21 protein-coding genes are annotated in these 23,691 nt (G+C 47.3%); 12 read left to right on the top strand and 9 right to left on the bottom strand.

Annotated features, from left to right (window positions below; genetic code table 11):
* Nucleotides 1–32 precede the first annotated feature (32 nt).
* Nucleotides 33–1,190, top strand: a complete 1,158-nt coding sequence (locus L0659_RS22855; RefSeq protein WP_235128890.1) for an acyltransferase — start codon at nucleotides 33–35, stop codon at nucleotides 1,188–1,190.
* On the opposite strand, the gene L0659_RS22850 is transcribed toward L0659_RS22855, so the two are convergent.
* Entirely contained in the window at nucleotides 1,183–1,983 is an 801-nt protein-coding gene (locus L0659_RS22850) for a tryptophan-rich sensory protein (protein WP_235128889.1), read from the bottom strand. The genes L0659_RS22855 and L0659_RS22850 overlap by 8 nt on opposite strands.
* Nucleotides 1,984–2,038: 55 nt before the next feature.
* On the opposite strand from L0659_RS22850, the gene mnmH reads away from it, so the two are divergent.
* Genes mnmH through L0659_RS22830 form a run of 4 tightly spaced genes read left to right on the top strand, consistent with a single transcriptional unit; the run spans nucleotide 2,039 to nucleotide 5,198 of the window.
* The gene (gene mnmH, locus L0659_RS22845; RefSeq protein ID WP_235128888.1) at nucleotides 2,039–3,082 is read left to right on the top strand and encodes a tRNA 2-selenouridine(34) synthase MnmH; all 1,044 of its coding nucleotides are present in this window, start codon (nucleotides 2,039–2,041) and stop codon (nucleotides 3,080–3,082) included.
* A 7-nt stretch (nucleotides 3,083–3,089) separates the two neighbouring features.
* Nucleotides 3,090–4,130 carry a selenide, water dikinase SelD gene (gene selD, locus L0659_RS22840; RefSeq protein WP_255727613.1) on the top strand — a complete coding sequence of 347 codons (1,041 nt, stop codon included), beginning with the start codon at nucleotides 3,090–3,092 and terminating at the stop codon, nucleotides 4,128–4,130.
* A 59-nt stretch (nucleotides 4,131–4,189) separates the two neighbouring features.
* Nucleotides 4,190–4,627, top strand: coding sequence for a rhodanese-like domain-containing protein (locus tag L0659_RS22835; RefSeq protein WP_235128886.1), 438 nt, complete (start codon nucleotides 4,190–4,192; stop codon nucleotides 4,625–4,627).
* Nucleotides 4,628–4,685: 58 nt separating this feature from the next.
* Nucleotides 4,686–5,198, top strand: a complete 513-nt coding sequence (locus tag L0659_RS22830) for a TlpA disulfide reductase family protein (RefSeq protein ID WP_235128885.1) — start codon at nucleotides 4,686–4,688, stop codon at nucleotides 5,196–5,198.
* A gap of 1 nt (nucleotide 5,199) precedes the next feature.
* Here L0659_RS22830 and L0659_RS22825 read toward each other — a convergent pair whose 3' ends face one another.
* Entirely contained in the window at nucleotides 5,200–5,571 is a 372-nt protein-coding gene (locus L0659_RS22825) for a type II toxin-antitoxin system HigA family antitoxin (protein WP_235128884.1), read from the bottom strand.
* Between the two features lie 167 nt (nucleotides 5,572–5,738).
* On the opposite strand from L0659_RS22825, the gene L0659_RS26565 reads away from it, so the two are divergent.
* A complete protein-coding gene (locus tag L0659_RS26565; protein WP_409019365.1) occupies nucleotides 5,739–5,906 on the top strand; it encodes a zinc-binding dehydrogenase in 168 nt (55 codons plus the stop codon).
* Here L0659_RS26565 and L0659_RS22820 read toward each other — a convergent pair.
* A complete protein-coding gene (locus L0659_RS22820) occupies nucleotides 5,889–6,266 on the bottom strand; it encodes a nuclear transport factor 2 family protein (protein WP_235128883.1) in 378 nt (125 codons plus the stop codon). The genes L0659_RS26565 and L0659_RS22820 overlap by 18 nt on opposite strands.
* A 57-nt stretch (nucleotides 6,267–6,323) precedes the next feature.
* Between L0659_RS22820 and L0659_RS22815 the strand changes: the two genes are divergently transcribed.
* Complete coding sequence (locus L0659_RS22815) at nucleotides 6,324–7,616, top strand: voltage-gated chloride channel family protein (protein WP_235128882.1); 1,293 nt, start codon at nucleotides 6,324–6,326, stop codon at nucleotides 7,614–7,616.
* Here L0659_RS22815 and L0659_RS22810 read toward each other — a convergent pair.
* The 5 genes from L0659_RS22810 to cobA form a co-directional block, all read right to left on the bottom strand.
* Nucleotides 7,587–9,071, bottom strand: a complete 1,485-nt coding sequence (locus tag L0659_RS22810) for a rubredoxin (RefSeq protein ID WP_235128926.1) — start codon at nucleotides 9,069–9,071, stop codon at nucleotides 7,587–7,589. The two genes, L0659_RS22815 and L0659_RS22810, sit on opposite strands and share 30 nt — an antisense overlap.
* Nucleotides 9,072–9,076: 5 nt before the next feature.
* Complete coding sequence (locus L0659_RS22805; RefSeq protein WP_235128881.1) at nucleotides 9,077–12,604, bottom strand: nitrate reductase; 3,528 nt, start codon at nucleotides 12,602–12,604, stop codon at nucleotides 9,077–9,079.
* Nucleotides 12,605–12,674: 70 nt separating this feature from the next.
* Nucleotides 12,675–13,982 carry an MFS transporter gene (locus L0659_RS22800; protein ID WP_235128880.1) on the bottom strand — a complete coding sequence of 436 codons (1,308 nt, stop codon included), beginning with the start codon at nucleotides 13,980–13,982 and terminating at the stop codon, nucleotides 12,675–12,677.
* A 36-nt stretch (nucleotides 13,983–14,018) separates the two neighbouring features.
* Nucleotides 14,019–15,377, bottom strand: a complete 1,359-nt coding sequence (locus L0659_RS22795; protein WP_235128879.1) for an alginate export family protein — start codon at nucleotides 15,375–15,377, stop codon at nucleotides 14,019–14,021.
* Nucleotides 15,378–15,409: 32 nt separating this feature from the next.
* Nucleotides 15,410–16,168: a uroporphyrinogen-III C-methyltransferase gene (gene cobA, locus L0659_RS22790; protein WP_235128878.1), complete on the bottom strand. Its 759-nt coding sequence runs from the start codon at nucleotides 16,166–16,168 to the stop codon at nucleotides 15,410–15,412.
* Between the two features lie 277 nt (nucleotides 16,169–16,445).
* Between cobA and nirB the strand changes: the two genes are divergently transcribed.
* From nirB to L0659_RS22765, 5 genes are all read left to right on the top strand, one after another.
* Nucleotides 16,446–18,962, top strand: coding sequence for a nitrite reductase large subunit NirB (gene nirB / locus L0659_RS22785; protein ID WP_235128877.1), 2,517 nt, complete (start codon nucleotides 16,446–16,448; stop codon nucleotides 18,960–18,962).
* Between the two features lie 347 nt (nucleotides 18,963–19,309).
* Nucleotides 19,310–19,657 carry a nitrite reductase small subunit NirD gene (gene nirD / locus L0659_RS22780; protein ID WP_082216338.1) on the top strand — a complete coding sequence of 116 codons (348 nt, stop codon included), beginning with the start codon at nucleotides 19,310–19,312 and terminating at the stop codon, nucleotides 19,655–19,657.
* Between the two features lie 4 nt (nucleotides 19,658–19,661).
* Nucleotides 19,662–21,092, top strand: coding sequence for an ATP-binding protein (locus L0659_RS22775; protein ID WP_235128876.1), 1,431 nt, complete (start codon nucleotides 19,662–19,664; stop codon nucleotides 21,090–21,092).
* 24 nt (nucleotides 21,093–21,116) lie between these two features.
* Nucleotides 21,117–21,785: a response regulator transcription factor gene (locus tag L0659_RS22770; RefSeq protein ID WP_235128875.1), complete on the top strand. Its 669-nt coding sequence runs from the start codon at nucleotides 21,117–21,119 to the stop codon at nucleotides 21,783–21,785.
* 73 nt (nucleotides 21,786–21,858) lie between these two features.
* On the top strand, nucleotides 21,859–23,226 hold the full coding sequence (locus tag L0659_RS22765) for a glycoside hydrolase family 140 protein (RefSeq protein WP_235128874.1): 1,368 nt from the start codon (nucleotides 21,859–21,861) through the stop codon (nucleotides 23,224–23,226).
* 19 nt (nucleotides 23,227–23,245) lie between these two features.
* Here L0659_RS22765 and L0659_RS22760 read toward each other — a convergent pair whose 3' ends face one another.
* Nucleotides 23,246–23,554: a hypothetical protein gene (locus L0659_RS22760; RefSeq protein ID WP_235128873.1), complete on the bottom strand. Its 309-nt coding sequence runs from the start codon at nucleotides 23,552–23,554 to the stop codon at nucleotides 23,246–23,248.
* Nucleotides 23,555–23,691 lie beyond the last annotated feature (137 nt).

Below are 23,691 nucleotides of genomic sequence, written 5' to 3'. Positions count from 1 at the left end.
TTAATTTGAACGCTTAGCCATACTCATGAAAAATGTCACTCCAAAATCCACCTTCGGCACTTATTCCCGATCACCCCGGGAGCAAGATTGTTTACATTGATTACCTGAAAGTCCTGCTGACCGCGCTGGTTATTGCGCACCACGCTTTCGTCACTTATGGCGCGCCAGGCGGCTGGTATTATTCTGAAAAAACGACTTTGCTGGGTGCTACAATGGTGATGACCATGTTCGTGGCGGTGAACCAGTCCTTTTTCATGGGCTTTTTCTTCTTTCTCTCGGCCCTCTTCATTCCGTCGTCATTCAAGAAGAAAGGTGCGGCTGTTTTTATCAAGGACCGGTTTTTCAGGCTTGGTATCCCGTTGCTTTTCTATTCTTTTATCCTGGCGCCTGTGATGAATTACCTGGTTTATTATTACGCCGGGAAGCATCACATTACATTTATGCAGTTCCTGTCCGGTTATGATTCGTGGATAAGCGTGGGTGTATTGTGGTTTGTGGTGGCTTTGCTGCTTTTCAGTGTGGCTTATGCGGCTTGGAAAAGCACTTCAAAATTGGAGCCCGATGTGTGGCCGATGCCGGCGGCGAAGAACATTCTGCGTTTTGGGATAGCCCTTGGCGTCGTCAGTTTTATTGTGCGGCTGGAATTTCCGGTGGGGTGGGTGTTGGATCCCGTTGGATTTCAATTAGGCCATTTCCCGCAATACATCGCGGTATTCATGGTTGGCATCGCCGCTGCGGAGAGTAAGTGGCTGGACCGGCTGAATGCAGATCAATATAAAAAAATAAAGACCATAGCATTATGCCTGATCTTTATCGGTTTTCCACTCATCTATCTTGTAAAAATAATTTTTGATCATCCGCTCGAATGGTTCAGCGGCGGGCTGCATGGCGAAGCCGTTTTTTATGCTTTCTGGGAACAGATCACAGGCGTTTGCATCATGGTCGCCGTGCTTGCATATGGTAAAAAGCGATTGAATACGCCTTCACCATTCCTTAGTAAAATGTCCCGCTGCGCTTTTGCAGTTTACATATTGCATCCGCTAGTTCTGATCTCCCTTTCGCTTTTACTCAGAAACTGGCCCGTCGATCCAGCCATTAAATTACTGCTTGTTACTCCGCTAGGCGTTGTTCTAAGCTTCTTGCTGGGTCACATTGTTGTGCAAATTCCAGGTGTGAACAAAGTTATTTAGCCACCGTTTCGCCATTTTTTGTCATTAAATAATGCTTGCCCCTGTTCACGTAGGCATGTGCTCCATTGCTGATCATAATGATGACCACTACGGCAACAGCTGTATATGCAATACCCTGATTTTCATCCCAATTTGCAACGGCAACCGCAGCCAGTCCCCATGCGCCAACCATAGCCGCTTCACGCAGGTTACGGTTCCAGGTTAGGAACAGCTGAACCAGGCCGGCAATGCAGATCATCATGATCGTCCATGACTGAGCGGAAATCCCGAAACCATCCCAGCCGATTTTGGTCAGGTAAGCGGCGATGTTCGCGATCAATGCAACTGTGATCCAACCCAGATACAAGGCAAAGGGCCACCATTCCAAAGCAATTTGTTTCATGGTGATCAAATCCAGCTCCATGCGGGTCCTAAATACAATGCCGAGCAATGATATAAGCAATATGATCATGATCAGTACAGAAGCGCCGGTATAATCATAAAGCCAGGCAACGATCCAGAGGCAATTGGCAAAACAGGAAATAACAAACAGCCAACCGATTTTATCAACAATTTCCGGCGCTTTTTTATCATTGAATAAACCCCTGCTTTGATAAATCACAAATGCAGCCAGGCCAATGTAGATCACACCCCAAATGGAGAATGCGTAACCGGCAGGCGTAAAGAAATTCTGATATTCTGCCGAGACGGAGGCCATCGTGTTATCATTGAAAATACCCGTATTGGAAAGATAATTCACGATTACTGTCGCGATTAGTGCCAGTATATTCGCTATTTGCAATGTCTTTGTCATGATGGAGATGCTGATTTTAATTATATGAACTGAAACAAGCAAAGCCTGTGCCAACATGATCAGAACGATAACGATCGATGAGTTTTTTCGTCTGCCAGATGCTGTACCGCTGGCTGATGTACGTACACCGGCCGAATTTGCACACGGGCATATTCCTGGTGCCTTTAATTTGCCTTTGTTCAGTAACGAGGAGCGGGTTTTGGTGGGCACGACATACAAGCAGGTGGGCAGGGAAGAGGCAATTCTGCTGGGATTTGATCTGACCGGATCCAAATGGTCTGGATTTATCAAGTATGCGTTGGAGTCGGCTCCGGACAAAAAAGTTGCCGTGCATTGCTGGCGCGGAGGCATGCGTAGTGGCGCCATGGCCTGGGCTTTGGATCTCTATGGATTTGAAGTTTACCTGATCGAAGGGGGTTATAAAAATTTCCGGCGATTTGCGCTGAACCAGTTTACACGCACGGCAGACCTGATGATATTGGGAGGGAAAACAGGATCGGGCAAGACCAGAATTTTACACGAGCTCATGTTGCTTGGCGAGCAGGTCATCGACCTGGAAAATCTTGCGCAGCATCAGGGGTCGTCTTACGGAACGATGAACAAAATGATCCAGCCTACGCAGGAGCAATTTGAAAACAATCTTGCTTTCCAGTTGAAAAATTTGGATCGCGCCAAACGCACCTGGGTTGAAGACGAGAGCAGGAACATTGGCAAGCTGAACATTCCGACGCCTTTTTTCAATCAGATGAGCAGCGCAATGCTTGTTGATATCAATGTTGGGCTGGAACAACGCGTGCAGGCACTTACGACCGAATATGGCCAGCTGGACAAAACATTTTTGACAACCTGCACAGGCCGCATTCACAAGCGGCTCGGACCTTTGCAAACTAAACAGGCCATTGCAGCGATCCAGGAAGGGAATATGGAGGAATTTATCCGTATCGTGCTCGTTTATTATGACAAAACATATGGCAAAGACATCGCTAAAAGAAGCGCCGAGAAGGTGCTTTCGCTGGATTTGATGAGTAAGGAAACCGCAGAAAATGCAAGGCAAATTTTAAAATTCACCACCAATATTCCCGCTCCCGCACAGGCATAGCAACATGATGGACACAACAACAGTAAAACTGACACAATATTCTCACGGCGCCGGATGCGGCTGCAAAATTAGTCCGGCGATATTAGACAAAATTCTCCACAACCCGGTCGCTGCACAAGCCGATCCGCGCTTGCTTGTTGGCAATGATAAACGCGACGATGCGGCAGTCCTCGACCTCGGAAACGGAACCGCGCTTATTTCCACTACGGATTTTTTTATGCCCATAGTTGATGATGCGTATGATTTTGGCCGGATAGCATCCGCAAATGCGATCAGTGACGTGTATGCAATGGGCGGAAACCCTGTTTTGGCCATCGCCATCCTCGGCTGGCCGCTCGACAAGCTTGCGCCGGAAGTTGCGCAGCGCGTGCTCGAAGGTTCACGGGCGACCTGCGCAGAAGCGGGCATTACACTCGCAGGCGGGCATAGCATTGATTGCCCCGAGCCGGTTTTTGGGCTGGCTGTCAGTGGATTAGTGAGCATTGAGCACCTCAAACAAAACTCCACTGCAAAAGCAGGCTGCCGGTTATATCTGACCAAAGCGCTGGGTGTCGGAATCCTTTCAACTGCACAGAAAAAAGGCATATTGATGCCGGAAGATGCCGAAATCGCTTTGAACAGCATGGTTAAGCTCAACATACTTGGTGAAACTTTTGCAAGAATGGATGGCGTCGAGGCCATGACGGACGTCACAGGTTTTGGGTTATTAGGCCACCTGTCCGAGATGTGCGAAGGAAGCGGACTATCGGCCGTTATCGAGTTTGAAAAAGTGCCTGTCATCGACTCGCTGCCTTTTTATCTGGAACAGCAATGTTTTCCGGGCGGCACCAGCAGAAACCTGGCGAGTTACGGGCACAAGGTCGGGCCGCTGACCGATCTGCAAAAATATATTCTCGCCGATCCGCAGACGAGCGGAGGTTTGCTCGTTGCAGTAAGTGAGGAGCATGCAGAGGATTTTGAAAGATCCATGGCCGTTCTGGGCAATAACTTTATATCTTTCGGTTGGCTGGAACCTGCGCATGACGGACATTTAATCACAGTTCGATAAAAGGGCAGGCCAGAAGTGGTTATATCTGTATTTTTTTTCCAACATTAATCCCAATAGTGATGAAAAACATAAAAAATCTTTTGCTGCTTTTCTCTTTTATTTTAGTGTCGCTCAGCAGCCAGGCACAAACGAAGGAAGAGCCCTGGACAGAATCTCAACTGATGCCAACCAGTGAACTGGCCGCGCTTATCAATGATCCGTCTGCAAAGAAGCCCCTGATTATCAACATTGGTCCGCAGGCAGTGATCAAAGGTTCTGTGGATGTGGGGCCTGGCAAGGAGAAGGACAACATCAAGAAACTGGAAAAAATGCTTTCCAAAGAGGACAAAAACCGCGAAGTAGTGCTCTACTGCGGCTGCTGCCCCTTCGACAAATGCCCGAACATTCGCCCGGCTTTCAGTTTAATCAAAGAAAAAGGTTTTACAAAAGCCAAGTTGCTTGATGTCCCTAAGAATATCAAGACGAACTGGATTGATCCGGGGTATCCTGTTAATTAACGGGCGCCGGTGCGTTGACTGAACGGGCGCTTGCGTTGAATGTATTAATGATTTTATAATGTTGATATTAAGGAGATTGATTTTGGTTTTTGGCTTGCTGGCTGGTCTGAATGCTGCTGCACAAGAAAGTGCTATTCAAATTGGGAAAAAAGCACCGGAGATTTTACTTCCATCCATTACGGGGCAGTCAATTGCGCTTTCATCCCAGAAAGGGAAAGTCGTTCTGGTCGATTTTTGGGCGAGCTGGTGTGCGCCTTGTGTCGAAGAGCAGCCAGAACTCAAAAAGCTTTACAACCAATTCAATAAGTCAGGGAAACGTGAGAAAAATTTCGAAATATTTGGTGTTTCGCTGGATAGCAAGAAACCTGCCTGGGAAAAAGCCGTCCGCAAATACAAAATCAACTGGATCCAGGTCAGCGACCTAAAATTCTGGACTTCTCCCGTTGCCAAAACCTACGAAATCGAAGCGCTGCCTTTTAATGTGTTACTAGATAAAACCGGAACAATAGTCGGAGTTAACTTGCATGGCGCGGAGCTGGAAAAGGCAGTCAGCGCGGAATTGGGCAAGTGAATCAGCGCAGTTCATACTCATGCGTCAACGCCTCGACAGGAATGCGCAGCAGTTTGCTGAATTTGCGGATCATTGTGAGGGATAGGGCCTGTTTGTAATTCAAGACCTTACTGACAGTTCCTTTGTCCCCATATTCCTTGGCCAGATCGGCCGATTTGTAACCAAAATCATCCATTCGAATCTTAATTAATTCAATCGGATCGACTTCCGGTAGATTTGCGCCAATTTTTTCATACTCGGAAATAAGGTGAACTAGCAAAAGCTTCTCCTTGTGCTCCTCACTATTTTTCGGCGCATTCTTCACCTCCTGATAACGAGCCAGCGCCAACGCATAGTCGCCTTCATTCTCAATCAAAAACCATTGTGTTTTCATAAGTCGTTGTTTATGTGCTACTTTCCAAACAGAAAGGCTCTTCCCGGATTAGAGTGTTTCCGGGAAAATTCAGATATTTTGCGTAATTGAATGATTACCATGCTCCATATTTGTTGATCATTTTTCATAATAGTGGAACATGTTGACAATGCAAAGTTGCCATAAAGTTGGCAAATAGCCAACTTTATGCTCAAAAAATATTTCAATTAAATCGTAGCTGGCAGATAAATGGGATTAGGTCAGTTTTCCCGTTCGAAGAAATGGGCGAGGCACATTTGCAGGTTGAAACGGGCAAAACGAAAGGAAAAGTAGTTGTGTCAACTAATGTCGGTTAAGCGCGTGATTTTATTTTCAGAAAATTCAAAGACGGACTTGCCTTTCATGTCAAGTTCGTCTCCTTTTTTCAGGCCATTCGGAAGGTCTATTGCGAGAACGGCGTGGTATTGAATTGCAATTTCCGACCAGTCTTCATTATGCAGAAATGCCGTTATCGTCTGCTTTCTTGATGAAAACAAGCTGATGGCTTGCTCCGCCTGTTGCCGGAATTCTTCGATGCCGTTGAGCTCTATGGTTGTTTCATCATTCATTATATTTTCAAAAACAATGTTATCGTCGAAGTCGGTCACCATCCCGTCGACGTCGCAATTGTTATAGGCAGCTACATAATTCGAAATGATAAATTCTCGGTCTTTCATAGCTTTGCTGATCTGAATGTAATTTTTGCTCCACAAAGTATAGACAATAAGCCTTAAATGAAAGGAAGCGTGCCATTTTTACAAAGGTTTCCCATTGTGTTTTACACCGCAAAATGGCTCGTCTTTGCCAGTCTGATCGGTGTCCTCGTCGGCACGGCTTCTGCTTTTTTCCTCGTGTCGCTCGACTGGGCGACCAACTGGCGCGAAGGCCACCGTTGGATCATTGCGCTGCTGCCGGTTGCTGGTTTTCTGATTGGCTGCATGTATCATTTCTGGGGAAAAGACGTGGAGGCAGGCAACAATATCCTGCTTGAAAACATTAATCGCCCATCTGCCGCCATTCCATTAAAAATGGCTCCATTCATTCTGATTGGCACCATAGCAACGCATTTCTTCGGTGGATCTGCGGGTAGGGAGGGCACAGCATTGCAAATCGGCGGGTCCATTGCGGACCAGTTTACCAACCTTTTCAAACTTCGTCCGCGCGACAGGAAATTGGTAATTATTGCGGGCATAGCGGCGGGTTTTGGCTCCGTTTTCGGGACGCCGCTGGCTGGGGCAATATTCGGAATGGAGGTGTTTTTGATTGGCAGACTGCGCTATGATGCATTGATTCCCGCATTCATCGCGTCCATTGTTGCGGACATGACAACCAAAGCGTGGCAGGTAGGGCATACGCATTATTCGATTCCGTTTGTCCCCGATATTTCCCCTTTGAATTTGTTTTACGCCGTGGCAGCAGGCGGTGTTTTTGGCATTTGTTCCGTGCTGTTCTCCTCGCTCACGCATTATCTTGGAAGTGTTTCTAAACAAAAAATAAACTTTCCGCCATTGAGGCCGTTTGTCGGCGGAGCCATTGTAGCATTGGCGGTTTTTGGAATGGGAACCACCAGATATATCGGGCTCGGCATTCCGGTCATTTTGGAATCCTTCTCCGAACCGTTGCCAGTCTATGATTTTGTATTAAAAATCCTTTTCACAGCGGTAACGCTTGGCGCTGCATTCAAAGGGGGCGAAGTGACGCCACTGTTTTTCATCGGGGCGACATTAGGGAGCTTTCTTTCCTATTTTATCCCGTTACCAACCGCATTATTGGCTGGAATGGGCTTCGTAGCCGTGTTTGCCGGTGCCGCCAACACGCCGCTTGCCTGCACGATTATGGCTATTGAGCTTTTCGGAGCTTCATGCGGCATTTATGTAGCCCTTGCTTGCGTGATTGCGTATTTTTTCTCGGGACATCGCGGAATTTATGGCTCTCAGCTGGTTGGAGAGCCTAAGCATTTGCTGTTTGGAAGGCAAGCCGGAAAGAAACTCTCAGAGCTACGCGGCGAAATCCGGAAGTTCCGATAATGTTGCTTTGTTCAATTCCGTCGTGATCATTTCCGATTTGCCCGCATCGCAGGTGGCACAGCAATAGGTTTCGGGAAGTTCTTCAAATGCAGTTCCTGGCGCAATGTTTTGCGTTAGATCACCATATTTCGGATCATAAATAGTCAGACAATCAGGGCATTGGTAAATGAGCTCGACGATTTTGATTGCCAGTTTCGATTCATCCGCTTCGGGTGGGGCTACTTTGAAGTTTTCCCTCGACCGCTGGTTATTAAACCTTCTGCATAGTTTTTCGAGCTGCGCGGCGACGTGGATTTTGTATAAACCCTTTTCAAAAAGCAGTTGTGTTTGGCTGTTTGGGTTGAAATTTTCAGTGTAGTAAATGTCATACACATGAAACATGGCCAGTTGCCCAATCTGCAACAGCGGTCGTTTTTTGATTAAAACACTTCCAAAAACTTCCGATTTCGCCTTGGTTTGTATACCAAAACAAAGTCCGAAAGTACGCATATCGTGCTTGTCAAAATAATGGATCAAGTCATTTTTCAAAGCTGCGCCATCTTCATTATGATCCTCAGTTTGCCAGGCCAATTCGTTGGCTGCATGCCGCACATTAATGTTGTGCTTGCCGAGAATGTTGCTCCAGTCCGAGCGATATTGGTCTTCAATTCCTTTGATAACCAACGATTTCCACGGCGTAGCGCATATTTCGCCAATGCGGGTTTTGAGACATAATGCGCAGGCATCGAGCAGAAATTCGATTGGAAACAGCTCGTCGCGGCGATACAGGCCAAGCCACGTTCTGGACTCATAACGGTTGAAACCTTCGTAGTAGGGAAGCGAAAAGGAGGGCAGTTCGAGCTCCGATGTCGCGGATTGCGAAACATATCTGATCTTCTTTTTGACCGCTTCATACAAAGTATCTTCCCCGCAGCAATCGCCCGAAAGCATACAGTCCTCGATCATTTTCGCCAGTCGGCCGATTTCGTTTGTATAAACCAGATCATTCCATTTGTAAACCGTATTGGTCTGTTTGTGACGCACATATAAATACCAGAAATGCGGCTCGGGCGAAGAAATAAAATTGAGATTACCCGTAAAAAAAGGCGTAAAACTCTGATTGGAATCAGAAATGTTGATCTTCAAAGCAGGATCGTAATCAAATGTGTCCAGCACGGAATGATACTCGTCCGCATTGAGCCATTGTCCGGTCCTGAAAACCTCCTCGCCGCAATATGAACTCACAATGTTAGGCCGCCGGTCCGTATTCATTTCATGAAAAATGCCGCTCTTTTTCAGGTCTTTTTCGAAAAACCGCATATCCTCATAAAAGACAGACATTAACAGCTGCTGCCGTGATCCGAAACGCACTTTGCGCACGTTCGCATTCCATGCAGCCGACAAAATATCTTTGAGATAACCCGGCGATGCAATGCCACCCGGGAGGTTGATTTTTACATTATAATAGTCTCTCATGTTGCCTATATCAATGTTGCTTCCGCTGCTTTTTCCAAAATACTCCTCACTTCCGGGCGGCATGAGCCGCAACCTGTTCCCGCACCTGTGCGCTGGCATAACGATTGAAAATCACTGCAACCGCCTGCAATCGCGCGTTCCAGGTTTCCTTGTCCTACATTGTTGCAGGAGCACACCAGTTTTCCTTCCAAAGGCTCCACTATCTGGCTCGCCCGAAGCAGTTGCAGTCGTTTGTCGGAGAGTTCTATCGAATTGGATATCAAATCTTTGTATTCTAAAAATTCATTTTTATCCCCAATCAAAATTGCCCCGACAAGCTTGTCGCGGTGTACAATGCACTTTTTATAGTATCGCTTTGATTTGTCTATAAAAACAATCTGCTCGTAAGCCGGGTCATTGTTTGGAACGTCGGTAAGGCCAATGCTGCACAGCTGTAACCCTTCCATTTTCAGGATGTTCATGGAAGTGCTGCCTTTATAAGGTTGGGAAATGTCGCCCGCCATATATTTGGCGATCACTTCGGCCTGCTGTTCTGCTGCTAATGTAATGCCCCACATTTGCCCGTTCCATTCGGCGATTTCGCCTGCCGCGTAAATGTCCGGGTCGGATGTTTGCAGATAATCATTCACCACAACGCCACGCTTGCAATCCAGTCCGGCATGTTGGGCAAGCTCAATCACCGGCACCGTTCCAATTGCCAAAACCACCACATCACACCGGATCTTCCGCCCCGATTTCAAACGAATTCCTTCCACTTTTTCCTGTCCGCTGAATGTGGCGACCTCATCATTGAAGTAAATTTCAATGCCGCGCTCCACTAATTCCTGGTATAGCAATTCACTGGCAAGCGGATCAAGCTGGCGTTCCATAAAACGGCCACTGCGCTGAATCACGCTCACTTTGACATTCATTTCCCGGAAAGACGCGGCGAGTTCAAGACCCAAAATCCCACCGCCGACGATCACCGCATGCGGTTCGGGCTGCTTCAAAAATGGCATCAGGGAATCCGCATCCAAACGCGAGCGCATATTGAAAATGCCGGGGAGATCTGGAACGCCTTTGGGCATAAAAGCTTTGCTGCCCATGCCCAGAATCAGCTTGTCGTAAGTATGTTCCTGCCCGTTGCTATCGACAACGGTTTTGTTTTTCCGGTCGATATGCGCGATGGAAATGCCCTTATGGACGATAATGTTGTTCTCCTCAAACTGATCCTCCCGCAACTTTACCAGCTGCTCCCAATGCTGCACGCCACTGATGTAATCGGGCAACATGACGCGGTTATAGAACGGGTAAATTTCTTTTGAAAAAACATGGATTTCATCTTCCTGATTTAAAGCACGGTAAGAATTGATAAAGCCTAACCCCGCCGAGCCTGCGCCGATGATAATGATCTTTTCAATTGGTTTTTTATATAAGGAAACCTGCACTGCCGAGAACTTAAAATCCGGCTCTTTGGATTTTGGGTCGACCAGATTATTGGTCAGGTTATTTGCGCGAGCCAGGTTGCTGCCCAGGATTTTGCCCCAATGCATGGGTAAAAAGCAAAGGCCGGGCCTGACGTCTTCCGTAATATTGACCTTTACACGCACTTCGCCCCGGCGGCTTTGGATTACTGCTAATTGTCCTTCTTTGATGTTTCGGTTTTTGGCGTCTTCGGGGTGGAGTTGCAGGAAAGGTTGGGGGGTGTGTTGATTTAGTTTTGCTACGCGGCCGGTTTTTGTCATCGTATGCCATTGGTCGCGTATTCTGCCGTTGGTTAAAACCAACGGGTATGTTTTGTTGGTTGGTTCGGACGTGTTTTCGTCGGGGACGGCGTGGATTTGTGCTTTTTTGTTTTTGGTGTGGAATTGGTGGTTGGTGAAGAGTCTTTTTGTGCCTGTTGTTGGTGTGTTCGTGTTGTTATTGATGTTTTGAGATTTGGTCAGTGGCCATTGGATGCTTCTGTTGGTTTTTAGAAGCTGGTAATTTACGCCGGTTACGTCAATGCTGGTTCCTGCGGTGCAGGCGGTGTATTCGTCGTAAACTTCCGAAGTGTTTTTGTAATTAAATGAATCCCCGAAGCCCATTTTTGCTGCAAAACGCCAGATAATCTCTGCGTCCGGCAATGCTTCTCCGGGTGCATCGATGGCTTTGGGCAAATGGGTAATGCGCCTTTCTGCATTCGTCATGGTTCCTTGCTTTTCCAGCCAGGCCGCAGCAGGAAGCACCACATCGGCAAACTTCACTGTGTCCGCACGATTGGAAACATCCTGGACCACCACAAACCGCGACTTGTTCAGCGCGGCTTCGGCCACATTAATGTCGGGCATGCTTACCAGCGGGTTCGTATTAATGATCCAGATCGCCTTCAATTTATCATCCGCCAGGGCTTCGAACATTTCCGTGGCAGTTAAGCCTGGTTTGTTCGCGATTTTCACCGGTGTGTTCCAAAACTGCTCCATCTCGGCACGGTGAGCCGCATTCACCACTTCGCGGTGACCGGGAAGAATGTTAGCCAGTCCGCCGGTTTCGCGTCCGCCCATCGCATTAGGTTGTCCGGTCAGTGAAAAAGGTCCGTTTCCGGGTTTTCCGATTTTTCCTGTAATCAAATGCAGGTTAATGAGGGATAAATTTTTGTTTACCCCAATCACCGACTGGTTAAGACCCATCGTCCAGAAGGACAAAAATCCTTTCGACCGGCCAATCCATTCTGCTGCCGTGTAAATGTCATCCGCATTGATTCCGCAAAGTTCAGCCGCTTCTTCAATGGTTCGCTGCATTACTTTTTGCTGAAAATCAGAAAAGCCGTCCGTATGTGCGGCGATGAACTCATGGTCAATGTAATTTTTCTCGATCAGTATTCTTCCAATGGCATTGTTTAGCACAATGTCGGTTCCCGGAGCGATCTGTAAATGCAGATCGGACGAGCGGGAAGTGTCCGTTTTCCGTGGATCAACGCAAATAATTTTGACATCCGGATTAGCAGCCTTATGCGCCTCAACACGACGCCAGATAATGGGATGGCACCAGGCAGGATTTGCGCCGGTTACAAAGATGACATCGGCCGCCTCGATGTCATCATAGCAAACCGGCACGCTGTCCTCGCCCAGTGCCAGCTTATAACCCACTACGGCCGAGCTCATGCAAAGCCGCGAGTTGGTATCAATGTTGTTGGAGCCTATAAAGCCCTTAATAAGTTTGTTAACCAGATAATATTCCTCCGTAAGGCACTGCCCCGACACATAAAATGCCACAGAATCCGGCCCAAATTTCTTGATCAATGTCTTAAAAACCGCAGCAGTCCGCTCCAAAGCATCATCCCAGCTCACACGCTGCATCGGCATCGACCGGTTGAGCCGCATTTGCGGATAAAGCAGCCGGTCCGACTGGTCCATTACCGTGTAATGCAGGTTCATACCCTTCGAGCACAACATTCCTTTATTCGAAGGATGCTCCTTATCACCCTCCAAACTAAGTTGCCCGTTCCCCTCCTTCGTAACCACAACCCCGCAGCCCACGCCGCAGTAACAGCAAGTTGATTTGAATGTTTTCATAGGTTGGTGATAATAGCTTAGGCTTTGCCTGACAGGGGAGTTCCGTTTCTGCTAACGCGTGGCTACTCGTCTACGCTTCGACCGTTTCAAGCGCTCCTTCGGTAACCACACTTCTTGTTTTATCAAAATTGATCAACGCAACCACCGCTGCGATGCAAGCGATCGCGACGCCTATGTACATGAAGGCCTGCGAGTAGGTGATTTCACTGGATTTGAATAAAAAGCCTGCTAAGACCGCACCTACGTTGCCACCAGCGCCTACAACGCCACTCACAGAACCAATCGCTTTTGGATTGATAAAAGGAACGATCGCATAGGTAACGCCATTGGCCATTTTTAAGAACATAGCGAAGCACAGCATCGTAACCACCGCCGCCACAATGCTGCCGCTTTGGGCAAACAATGCAATGCCGATTCCTTCGCAAGCCAGCAAAAGGGCCAGCAACTTTCCTTTGCCGATCATGCCGTATTTGTTACCGACTTTATCAGCGACGATGCCACCGACAGCCCTTGCGAAAATATTCATGAAACCGAACGCTCCCGCCAGAATACCAGCCGTAGCAAGGGAAGTTTCGAAGTTTTCGAAGAAGTAAAGTGCAGCAACATTATCAAATGTGATTTCTATGCCAAAACATGCGCCATAAGCCAGGAAAAGTGCCCAGGTTCTTGGATCTTTCATTGCCAGTTTAAGCGTTCCTTTTGTTTTAACTGCCTTTGCATTGGTAATTTCGAGCTCTTCAAAGTTGCCGGCCGGAGTGTCTTTGGTAAAGCGATAATAGACAAAGGCGAAGATGAAAAGGAAGACGCCAGGGAAAATCATGGCGATCCGCCAAGCCGATTCAGGCAGGTAACCCATGCCTACAATGCCTGCGAAAACCAACGGCATAACCATGTTCGTAATGCCGCCGCCCAGGTTTCCCCAGCCTCCCGCCACTGCATTGGCCGTTCCTACGATCTTTTTATCGAACATCACCGAAGTGTGATATTGTGTGATCACAAATGACGCGCCGATCACGCCAATGGCCAGACGAAACAATAAAAAGCCTTCATAGGAATGCACCAGCCCGACGGTCATCACCGGAATGGAGCAAATGCCCATTAATGCGGCGTAAGTTTTACGCGGTCCCCAGGTGTCGCATAGTTTTCCGATCGCAATGCGGGCCACGACGGTTGCTGCCACAGATGCAATGATAATGTTGCCGATCTGGCCTTTGGTTAAACCCAAATCTGTTTTTACAACGGTCATCAAGGGCGCCAGTCCGAACCAGCCGAAAAAACAGAGGAAAAAGGCCATCCACGTGAGGTGGAAAGTGCGCATTTGTACGCCTTTGAAACTGAAAATATTCAACTTTTCAAGCGGCTTGTTGGTCGTTTCCATAGTAAATAGGAGTTTTGATAGTTATTTTGGAAATGCTTATTTCAAAAATTCGGGCTTGATATTGATCATTAGATAAGCCCAGTTGGCCATTTTCTGCGGATCTTTTACGGCCTTCACCTGCGCCAGACTGTTGGTCGGCAGGAAGGTGCAGTAACCGCCCTGGAAGCTGATGGTTTTGGTCAGATTATAAGTGGCAATGATATCCAGCTCCTCTCCGAAATTGGACGAAAGCTTTTCATCCTTTGTATTGCGAATGTTGGCTGCGCTTGAAAACTGGTGTAAATCAACGGCTATGGAGAGCTTTTCAGAAGCCTTAATCACACTGTTAATGTAAAAGTCCGCCAGTCCGCCTTTGCCGAAACCATTGGCTGCATAGAAGTAATCCATTTGACCCCAGAACTTATGCGGCGTGCCATAAAGCGGATCGAAAGTGCGGTTTTTTCCGGAACCGTTAGACGTTCCGGAAGTGTAATCGAAACCCGGGCCGATGGAAAAAACGCTGCTCATTGCATACATTCCCCGCACCGAATACATATATGCATTCAGCGATCTGCCATCTTTATCCTTCCCCGCCTGATAATATGCGCTGGCTGTCAGGTTCCAGGCTTTGCCAAGTTTTGTCTGCAAATAAGGCCCGAATGTCACGCGCTTGTTTGTGCCGCTTTTAACAGTTCTAAGACCCGCCGTATCCAATGCATATTTTTGAAAATCATCTTTTAAAATCAGGAAGGAAACATTTCCCTGGTTTAGTTTTTTGCCCAAATAAGCAAACTGCATGGACTTGTACATCGTGCCAATGCCGTTTGTTCCGGCCGCATAACCATTCGGAATGCCATCATACAATGTGCCGGTCCGGAGTTCACGGTTCTGGTTATACGCAACGCCCATATGCGCAGTAAAACCATTGAATCCATATTTTAATAACGCTGCGTCGTGGCGGCGTGCTTGTTGAAGCCAATCGAGGTTCCCGAGCAAGCGGCTGTCATCATACAGCAATTCCTGCCGCCCGATCTTCAATGCAAATTCCTTTCCGAGCTTAGTTTGGTTTGTATCCAGCAAACTGATTTCGCCCCAGGCTTCGTGCAACATTAAACCATTCAGCGCCGGATTCGTAATACGGTTGTTGGTCGAAGCGTCCTGTCCCCAAACCCTAACGTCCTGAACGGCAACGAAAAACTGCGTCCGGTAACCTTTGTAACCTGCATTAAGCCTTGTTCTTTGCGAAGTGAAAAACGCAGGTTTATCTGATTTTGACAATGGTGAACCTTGTCCGTGCAGCAATTCAGAGCGCGTTCGCAACTGGCCCGAGAGGCTAAACTGCGCATTCACATTGCGCGAACCCAGCAGGCAAAAGCCCACTGAAATCAGTAATAAGAGGTAGAAATTTGTTTTCATGGAGTGAAAGGTTGGTTATGTAAGCCGGTATTTCAGGAAACCAATTGCATGCTTTGCAGATATTCCATCGCATAGGACGGATGCAAAGCCACGACATCGCCCATGATCATGATGGCGGGCGTGCCAATGTAATTTTCTTTTACAAGGCGCGGGATCTCCCAAACCTGTCCCATTACGCTTTTTTCATCGGGACGCGTGCCGTTTTGGATCACCGCCATCGGCAAATGTCCGCGCCCGAAATGTTTGTATAGTGCACATATCTCATCTACTTTGCTCAATCCCATTAACACGATCACCGTCGCTTTAGACTGAGCCGCAAGTCTCAGATCTTCTGATAGTTCGCCATTTTGTGTGGTGCCGGTTATGACCCAAAAACTTTCACTTACGCCACGCCGCGTCAACGGGATCTCCATGGAAGCCGGCACTGCTATGCAGCTCGAAACGCCTGGCACCACCTCGCATGTGACGCCGTGATCCCTTGCATATTCCATTTCCTCATGACCGCGACCGAATACAAACGAGTCACCGCCTTTCAGCCGCACCACATGACCGCGCTTGCGGGCCAGCCTTACAATGAGTCCGTTGATCTCCTGCTGCGAGAATGATGGGTTACCGACCTTTTTTCCCACATACATTTTTAGTGCTGCGGCTGGGGCAAAATCCAAAAGCTCCACATTGGCAAGCTCGTCATAAAGGATCACGTCGGCTTCTTTGATCGCCCGGATGCCTTTCAATGTGATCAGTTCTCCGTTGCCTGGTCCGGCGCCTACGAGTGTCAGTTTTGCTTCCATCTCTTATATATATAATAAAGTGATTATTGGAAATGTGCTAAATATAGTGTTTTGTGACTATGTCTTATCTAGGTTCAAAATTAGAAGCAATATTTTACAAAACAATGCTTTTGCCAATATTTATGTTTCATTTTTGCTCATATTGCGAATATAACATTAGGAAATAGAGAAAATGCGATTTATGTTTGTTCTGTCAGTGAGGTTGAAATCTAGACTATATATTGAAATAATGCAATGAAATAATAATGTTTTCACAAACTAATAGTTACTATTTACTATGAACACTATATCAAACATCCATATTGTCGTGATAGGCAATGGTATGGTAGGGTACAAATTCTGTGAGAAGTTGCTTGCTAAGAAAAAAAATGATCAGCAAATTACGCTTACCGTGTTCGGTGAAGAGCCTCGTGTGGCTTATGATCGCGTGCATTTAAGTGAATATTTTGTTGGAAAAACAGCAGATGACCTAACATTGGCAAGTTCTGATTGGTACACGGAGAATGGCATCAGACTGTTCCTTTCTGATCCGGTTGTGGACATCGACCGGGAGGAGAAGTTGGTAAGATCACATCATGGGCATATAGTTTATTATGACTATTTGATCATGGCCACAGGCTCCGGCGCATTTGTTCCGTCCATTCCCGGGGTGGAGAAGGATGGGGTGTTTGTATATAGGACTATTGAAGATCTGGAACTGATCCAGTCGTATGCATGCAAGGCGAAAAAGGGCGCTGTCCTTGGTGGGGGATTACTTGGTTTGGAAGCAGCGAAAGCATTGTTAGACCTTGGTTTGCAGGAAGCGCACGTGGTGGAATTCGCTTCGAGACTAATGCCGCGGCAGATCGATGATGCCGGTTCGCGCATCTTGCAAAATCAGCTGGAGTCATTGGGATTACAAATTCATTTGGCCAAAAGCACGCAGGAAATTGTGGGCGGCGATTGTATTGAAGGCATGCAATTCAATGATAACAGCTTGCTGGACGTGGATATGCTGGTGATTTCAGCCGGAATTCGTCCGCGTGATGAACTGGCGAAAATTGCTGGATTGGAGACACACCCGCGCGGTGGCATCGTGGTGAATAACCAGCTGCAAACTTCTGATCCAAACATTTTTGCCATTGGCGAATGTGCCTTGGCGCATCATATGATATACGGCCTCATTGCACCGGGTTATGAAATGGCCGAAGTGGTGGCAACATTGCTTTTGGGTGGTGAAAAGGAGTTTATGCCTTTTGATATGTCTACGAAATTGAAGCTCATCGGAACGGATGTGGCCAGTTTCGGTGATCCGTTTATTGAAGAGCCTGCTTGCAAAACCATTCGTTACGAAAATAAAGCCAAAGGCGTTTACAAAAGAATTAATGTAAGCCAGGACGGCAAAACTTTACTCGGGGGAATCCTTGTGGGCGACGCGGAACAATACAATATGCTTTTGCAAACTTGTAAAAGCAAAACGATTCTGCCGCCGGATTCGGAGGATTTGATCCTGGGTTCCCGCGGGGGTGAAGAGGCGGGCGCAGGCGTGATGGGTTTCCCGGACGACGCTTTGATATGCTCATGCGAGGCGGTTACCAAAGGCATGATCTGTCATGAAGTGAGCGAAAATGGTAACCACACCATGGACGCGCTGAAAAAATCCTGCAAAGCCGGAACGGGTTGCGGTGGCTGCGTTCCGATGGTGAAGGACATTATTTCGGGCGTGATGAAGCAGAACGGCATTTACGTCCGCAATGTAGTTTGCGAGCACTTTGATTATTCAAGACAGGAACTGCTGGATCTTGTCAAGATGAATGGTGCTAAAACTTATGGAGCTGTGCTGGATGAATTTGGAAAAGGGGATGGATGTGAGGTTTGTAAACCGCTGGTAGCTTCATTATTAGCCAGTTTGTGGAACGAAAACATTTTACAAAAAGACCGCGCAACGATCCAGGATTCGAATGACCGTTATCTGGCCAACATTCAAAAAGGAGGAACCTATTCCGTGGTTCCGCGGATTCCCGGCGGCGAGATTACGCCTGAAAAATTGATCATCATCGGTCAGGTGGCGCAGCAATATGGTTTGTATACCAAAATTACGGGCGGCCAGCGGATTGACTTATTCGGGGCACATTTGAATGATCTGCCGGATATTTGGGAACAGCTGATCCATGCCGGCTTTGAAAGCGGTCATGCTTACGGCAAGTCGTTAAGGACGGTGAAAAGTTGTGTAGGATCAACCTGGTGCCGGTTTGGCGTGCAGGATTCGGTGACTTTTGCGATTGAAGTGGAAGATCGTTACAAGGGCTTACGCTCACCACATAAGTTGAAATCGGCGGTTTCGGGTTGCGTGCGGGAATGTGCGGAGGCGCAGAGCAAGGATTTTGGCATCATAGCCACTGAAAAAGGCTGGAATTTATACGTCTGCGGGAACGGTGGGTCCAAGCCTCAGCATGCGCAATTGCTTGCAACAGATGTAGATAAGGAAACTTGCTTAAAGTTAATCGACAGATTTTTAATGTTTTATATCAAAACAGCCGACCCGCTGACGAGGACGGCAACGTGGCTGAACAAAATGGAAGGTGGCATGTCTTACCTCAAAGCAGTTGTGGTGGATGATGTGCTGGGCATCGCGGCGGAACTGGAATATGATATGCAAAAGCTCATCGATGTGTATCAATGCGAATGGAAAGAAGTGGTGCAAAGTCCGGAGCTCAGAAAACGCTTCTCACACTTTGTGAATGCTCCTGTGAAAGATCCTTCCATTGCTTTTGAAACTATGAGAGATCAGAAAAGAGCCAAAGAGTGGGCTTAATTGCCCCAAATTAAATAAATAAATTATTCCAGCTTCTTTATCCCCGGGTTGAAACCCGGGGCAATGGAATAAGTCGCCGGTGACCCGGCTTCACATCCGGCTAGTGAGCCACATCGTGGCGGTCAATATTATTGCCCCGGGTTTCAACCCGGGGAGACAAAGAGAAAGAAAATAAAAAGATAAAATCAAATAAATTATTCCAGCTTCTTTATCCCGGGTTGAAACCCGTGGCAATGGAATAAGTAGCCGGTGACCCGGCTTCACATCCAGCCAGTGAGCCACATCGTGGCGGTCAATATTATTGCCCCGGGTTTCAACCCGGGGAGACAAAGAGAAAGAAAACAAATATGGAAACACAAACACAAAATGCTGTAACCTGGCATATCGCTTGCCATGTAAATGACATCCCGGAAGATGGCGGCGGCTGCGCGCTGATCGATGGGAAACAGATCGCGATCTTCAACTTCGCTCGTCGCGGAGAATGGTATGCAACGGACAACCAATGTCCGCACCGCCAGCAGATGGCCGTGTCGCGCGGGATGATCGGGAGCCATGAGGGAGAGCCGAAAGTGGCTTGCCCTTTTCATAAAAAAACCTTTTCATTGCAAAGCGGCCAGTGCCTCAATGATGATTCCTATAAAATCAATACCTTTCCGGTGATGGTTAAAGAAAACCTCGTTTACATCGGAATATGAGCGAATGGAGAGACTCGATAAGAGCGTAGCAAGCAGTCTGACAAGGTTTTACATTGTTGCATTATGCGTAGTGGCGATGCTGACCATCAGCGGTTTGTTCCTGATCAGAAGAACGATCAACAATCTGAACCACGACAGCCGGATGGTGAATGTCGCCGGACGCCAGCGGATGCTGAGCCAGCGGCTGACCAAGCTCGCGATCCTGAATGTCGGTGAAATGAAGCATAGCGATTCCGCAGATTTTAGTGCGCTTTTGAAGGTTTGGAAAGAGAGTCATGAAAATCTGGCCAATAAAAAACTGCCTGTCGAAGACGGTCTGGTAACCTGGAAAAGCGCTGCGCTTGATTCCATGTTTTTGGACCTTACACCTGTTTTCGACAGCATTTATGTAAATTTTTCGCTTGTTAATGGCCCCGGAACGGCCTCGCCGGCAAAAGCGCAGGCGTTGGGTTTCATATTAGAAAAGGAACCATTGTTTCTTGCCAAAATGGATAAGATCGTATTTCAGTTTGATAAGGAAAGTTTCCAAAGACTGGAAAATCTGGAAAGGATCGAATGGATTTTGGACATTATGACAATCCTCGTGCTGTTCGCGGAAGGTCTATTGATTTTCAGGCCGGTCGTGAACACAACCCGGCGCGTGGTAAAAATGCTGACCGAATCCGAGAATGCATTGCAACTTTCCAACCAAAAACTAAAAGAAGCAAATAACCAGCTCGTGGAGACGCAAAATGAGCTGCTGCGCGTAGAGGAGGAAAAATATGAACTGCAACTCGCCGAAGACCGCATCCGCGCCAGCGCATTGATCGAAGGTCAGGAAGAAGAGCGGAAACGATTTGCCCTGGAACTGCACGATGGCATTGGCCAGATGCTGACCGGACTCAGACTGCATGCCGAAAAATTGAAATCCGTCCAGTTTCATGATGAGAAAAATCAAAAGAGGTTTGAGCAGCTGGTGAAGCTTATCCAGGACATTATACAGACAACACGACAAATATCTTTTAACTTAATGCCGTCCGTGTTAAGTGATTTTGGCCTTAATGCTGCCCTGAGGTTGCTTTGCGAGCAAAGTGCAGAGCTGTCGGGGATCAAAATTGAGTTTGACGGGGAAGTAACCAGGCGCATTGAAATGAGCCGTCCGATGGAAATCGGGTTGTATCGCATTGCGCAGGAAGCACTGAATAACGCGGTGAAGCACGCCAATGCGGATAAGATCAAGATTAAGTTGGAACAAAATAAGAATCACATCATTTTGGAAATTTCGGATGACGGAAAAGGATTTTTAATTAGTAATTTGAAATCAGAAGAAGGGATTTTCCTGACCCGAAACGGCATGGAAAATATCCGCACCAGGACACAGCTGCTGAACGGCAATATGGAGATCGTCTCTAAAATGGACAGCGGAACCAAGTTGATCGTTCGCGTTGAATTATGATTCTTAATCCAAAAACATTCTTTCATGCCCATCCGAATTTTAGTCGTTGATGACCACTCCGTTGTGAGACAAGGGATTATCACCCTTTTGGAGGATGAGGAAGATCTACTGATCGCAGGCGAGGCGTCGGATGGCGATGAGGTTTGGGATATGATTGAAAATGTGAGGCCCGATATCATGTTGCTGGACCTAACGATGCCGAGAATGTCCGGAATTGAGGTCATCAAGCAGATCGTCCCTGCCTTTCCGGATGTTAAGATCCTGGTTTTCAGCATGCATAACAATGCAGATTACATGATTTCTGCTGCTATGAACGGCGCGTCGGGTTATTTACAAAAAGATACGGGCCGGGATGAATTGTTAAGGGCCATACGCACCATTCATAAAGGAGAGCTTTATTATCCCCCATATGCTTCTTCGGTGATTATCAAGAATTTATTAAAACAAATTGCCAGGAACCCTGAACCGAAAGCGGAGCCGGAAGAAAGCAATGACAAGTCGATCTGGAAAATGATCACGCCGCGTGAACAGCAGATCCTGAAATGCCTGACCGAAGGCATGAGCAGCAAAGACATTGCCGAAAAATTTGATATCAGCTCCAACACCGTCGCTAACCAGCGCGCCAGCATTATGAAGAAGGCCAATGTTAAAAACACAGCCGAGCTGATCAGTCTGGCTTTGCGCGGCAACTAAGCAGATCATTTACCATCCAAATCTTGAAAGCCTGCACGCATTCACTCATTCAGCCATTCACTCATTAAATCGCATGACATATCGCCGCCTTTGTTATTCGCTTTTACTTTTGTTAACCGGGTTTAATGCCTTGGCGCAGTCGTACACGGTGAGTCCGAACAAACGTTATTTGTTAAAGGATGGGAAGCCGTTTTTCTGGATGGGCGATACGGCTTGGGAACTGTTCCACCGGCTCGATCGTGAGGATGCCACATATTATTTACAAAAGCGTGCAGCACAAGGTTTTACAGTGATCCAGGCAGTTGCATTGGCTGAGTTTGACGGGCTCAATGTTCCTAACCCTTACGGTGATAAGCCATTGAACGACAATGATCCGACGAAACCCAATGAAGCCTATTTCAAGCACGTCGATTTTATCATTGACAAAGCCGCAGAGCTTGGCCTAACCATCGCATTCCTGCCGACCTGGGGTGATAAAGTTTTTAAATCGACCTGGGGAAAAGGGCCTGAGGTTTTTACCAAAAGCAATGCGGAGGTTTACGGGAAATGGCTTGGTAACCGCTATGAAAACCGTAAAAACATCATCTGGGTGCTCGGTGGCGACCGCACGCCGAGGAAAGATTTGGACGATGTTGGCGTTTGGCGGGCTATGGCTGCGGGCGTTGTTGCCGGTGTGGGAGGCCATGATCATGCGATGCTGACCTTCCATCCGCAGCCTAACCAAGAAGGCTCGGGTGAATGGTTTCATGGTGATAACTGGCTGGATTTTAATATGTTCCAAAACGGACATTGCCGTGATGCAGCTGTTTATGAAAATATCAAAAGGGCGTACGACCGCCAGCCTACCAAGCCTGTGCTGGATGCGGAGCCGATATATGAAGACCATCCCGTTTGTTTTAACGCCAACGAGCTGGGCACTTCCAATGCTTACGATGTCAGGAAAGCAGCTTATCTGGATCTTTTTTCGGGCGCTTTCGGCCACACCTATGGCTGCCACGACATCTGGCAAATGTATGCACCAAACCGCGAAGCGGTGAATGGCCCGCATGTTTACTGGCAGCAGGCAATGGACTTGCCAGGCGCGAAGGAAATGAAATTCGTCCGCAAGCTCATGGAATCAAGGCCAATCCTAGACCGCATCCCGGATCAATCCATTGTGGTTGAAAACGACCTCTCTTCGCACGAAAGGATACAGGCGACACGGGGCGCCGACTACATTTTCGTTTACACTTCAACAGGGAAACCGTTCTCTGTAAATCCAGGAAAAATCTCTGGAAATCAATGGAATGCATCCTGGTTCGATCCGCGAAATGGCAAAACCAAAGAAATTGGCAAAGTGGACAGCAAAACCCTCAAACAATACACCCCGCCAACTTCCGGCTACGGCCAAGACTGGATCCTCATCCTGGATGACGCTTCCAAAAATTACAAGATGCCGTGAGTATCGAAATAAGGAGGGTCTATCTGGGATTATGACCAAAAAATTGAAGCAGAATGGCCAAAACGGTTTCCATGATCCTTTTGTCATGGCTTTGAGATAATATTTTGGATACACTGACACCCAAATATAAAGCTTCACGTTTTTCGCCTGCGGGCTGAAATGTGAAGCTTAGTATGTCGTCGTTAAATTCGGGATGTGTGTTGAAGTAACCTTTGGAATTAGTAAAATAGACAATGTATAAGATGTTGCATTTGGTAACGAACGTGTATCGATCCGAATCCTGTCTGACAATATCATATGGGTTTAACCAATTTAATTCCTCGCGCATTTATTTCTTCAATCGTTACCTTTCCCTGAAAATAGTCCGAAACAGCTCGTTGATCTTCAAGCATTTTTTGAAAAAGGCTTAATTTGCCCGCCTTCTGATTACTATTAGCAACTTCTGTCACTTTCTTTTCAACTGAG

The sequence above is a fragment of the Dyadobacter sp. CY347 genome, assembly GCF_021502655.1.
In the GTDB taxonomy this organism is placed as follows: Bacteria; Bacteroidota; Bacteroidia; order Cytophagales; family Spirosomataceae; genus Dyadobacter.
This window is presented reverse-complemented; position numbering and strand designations above follow the sequence as displayed.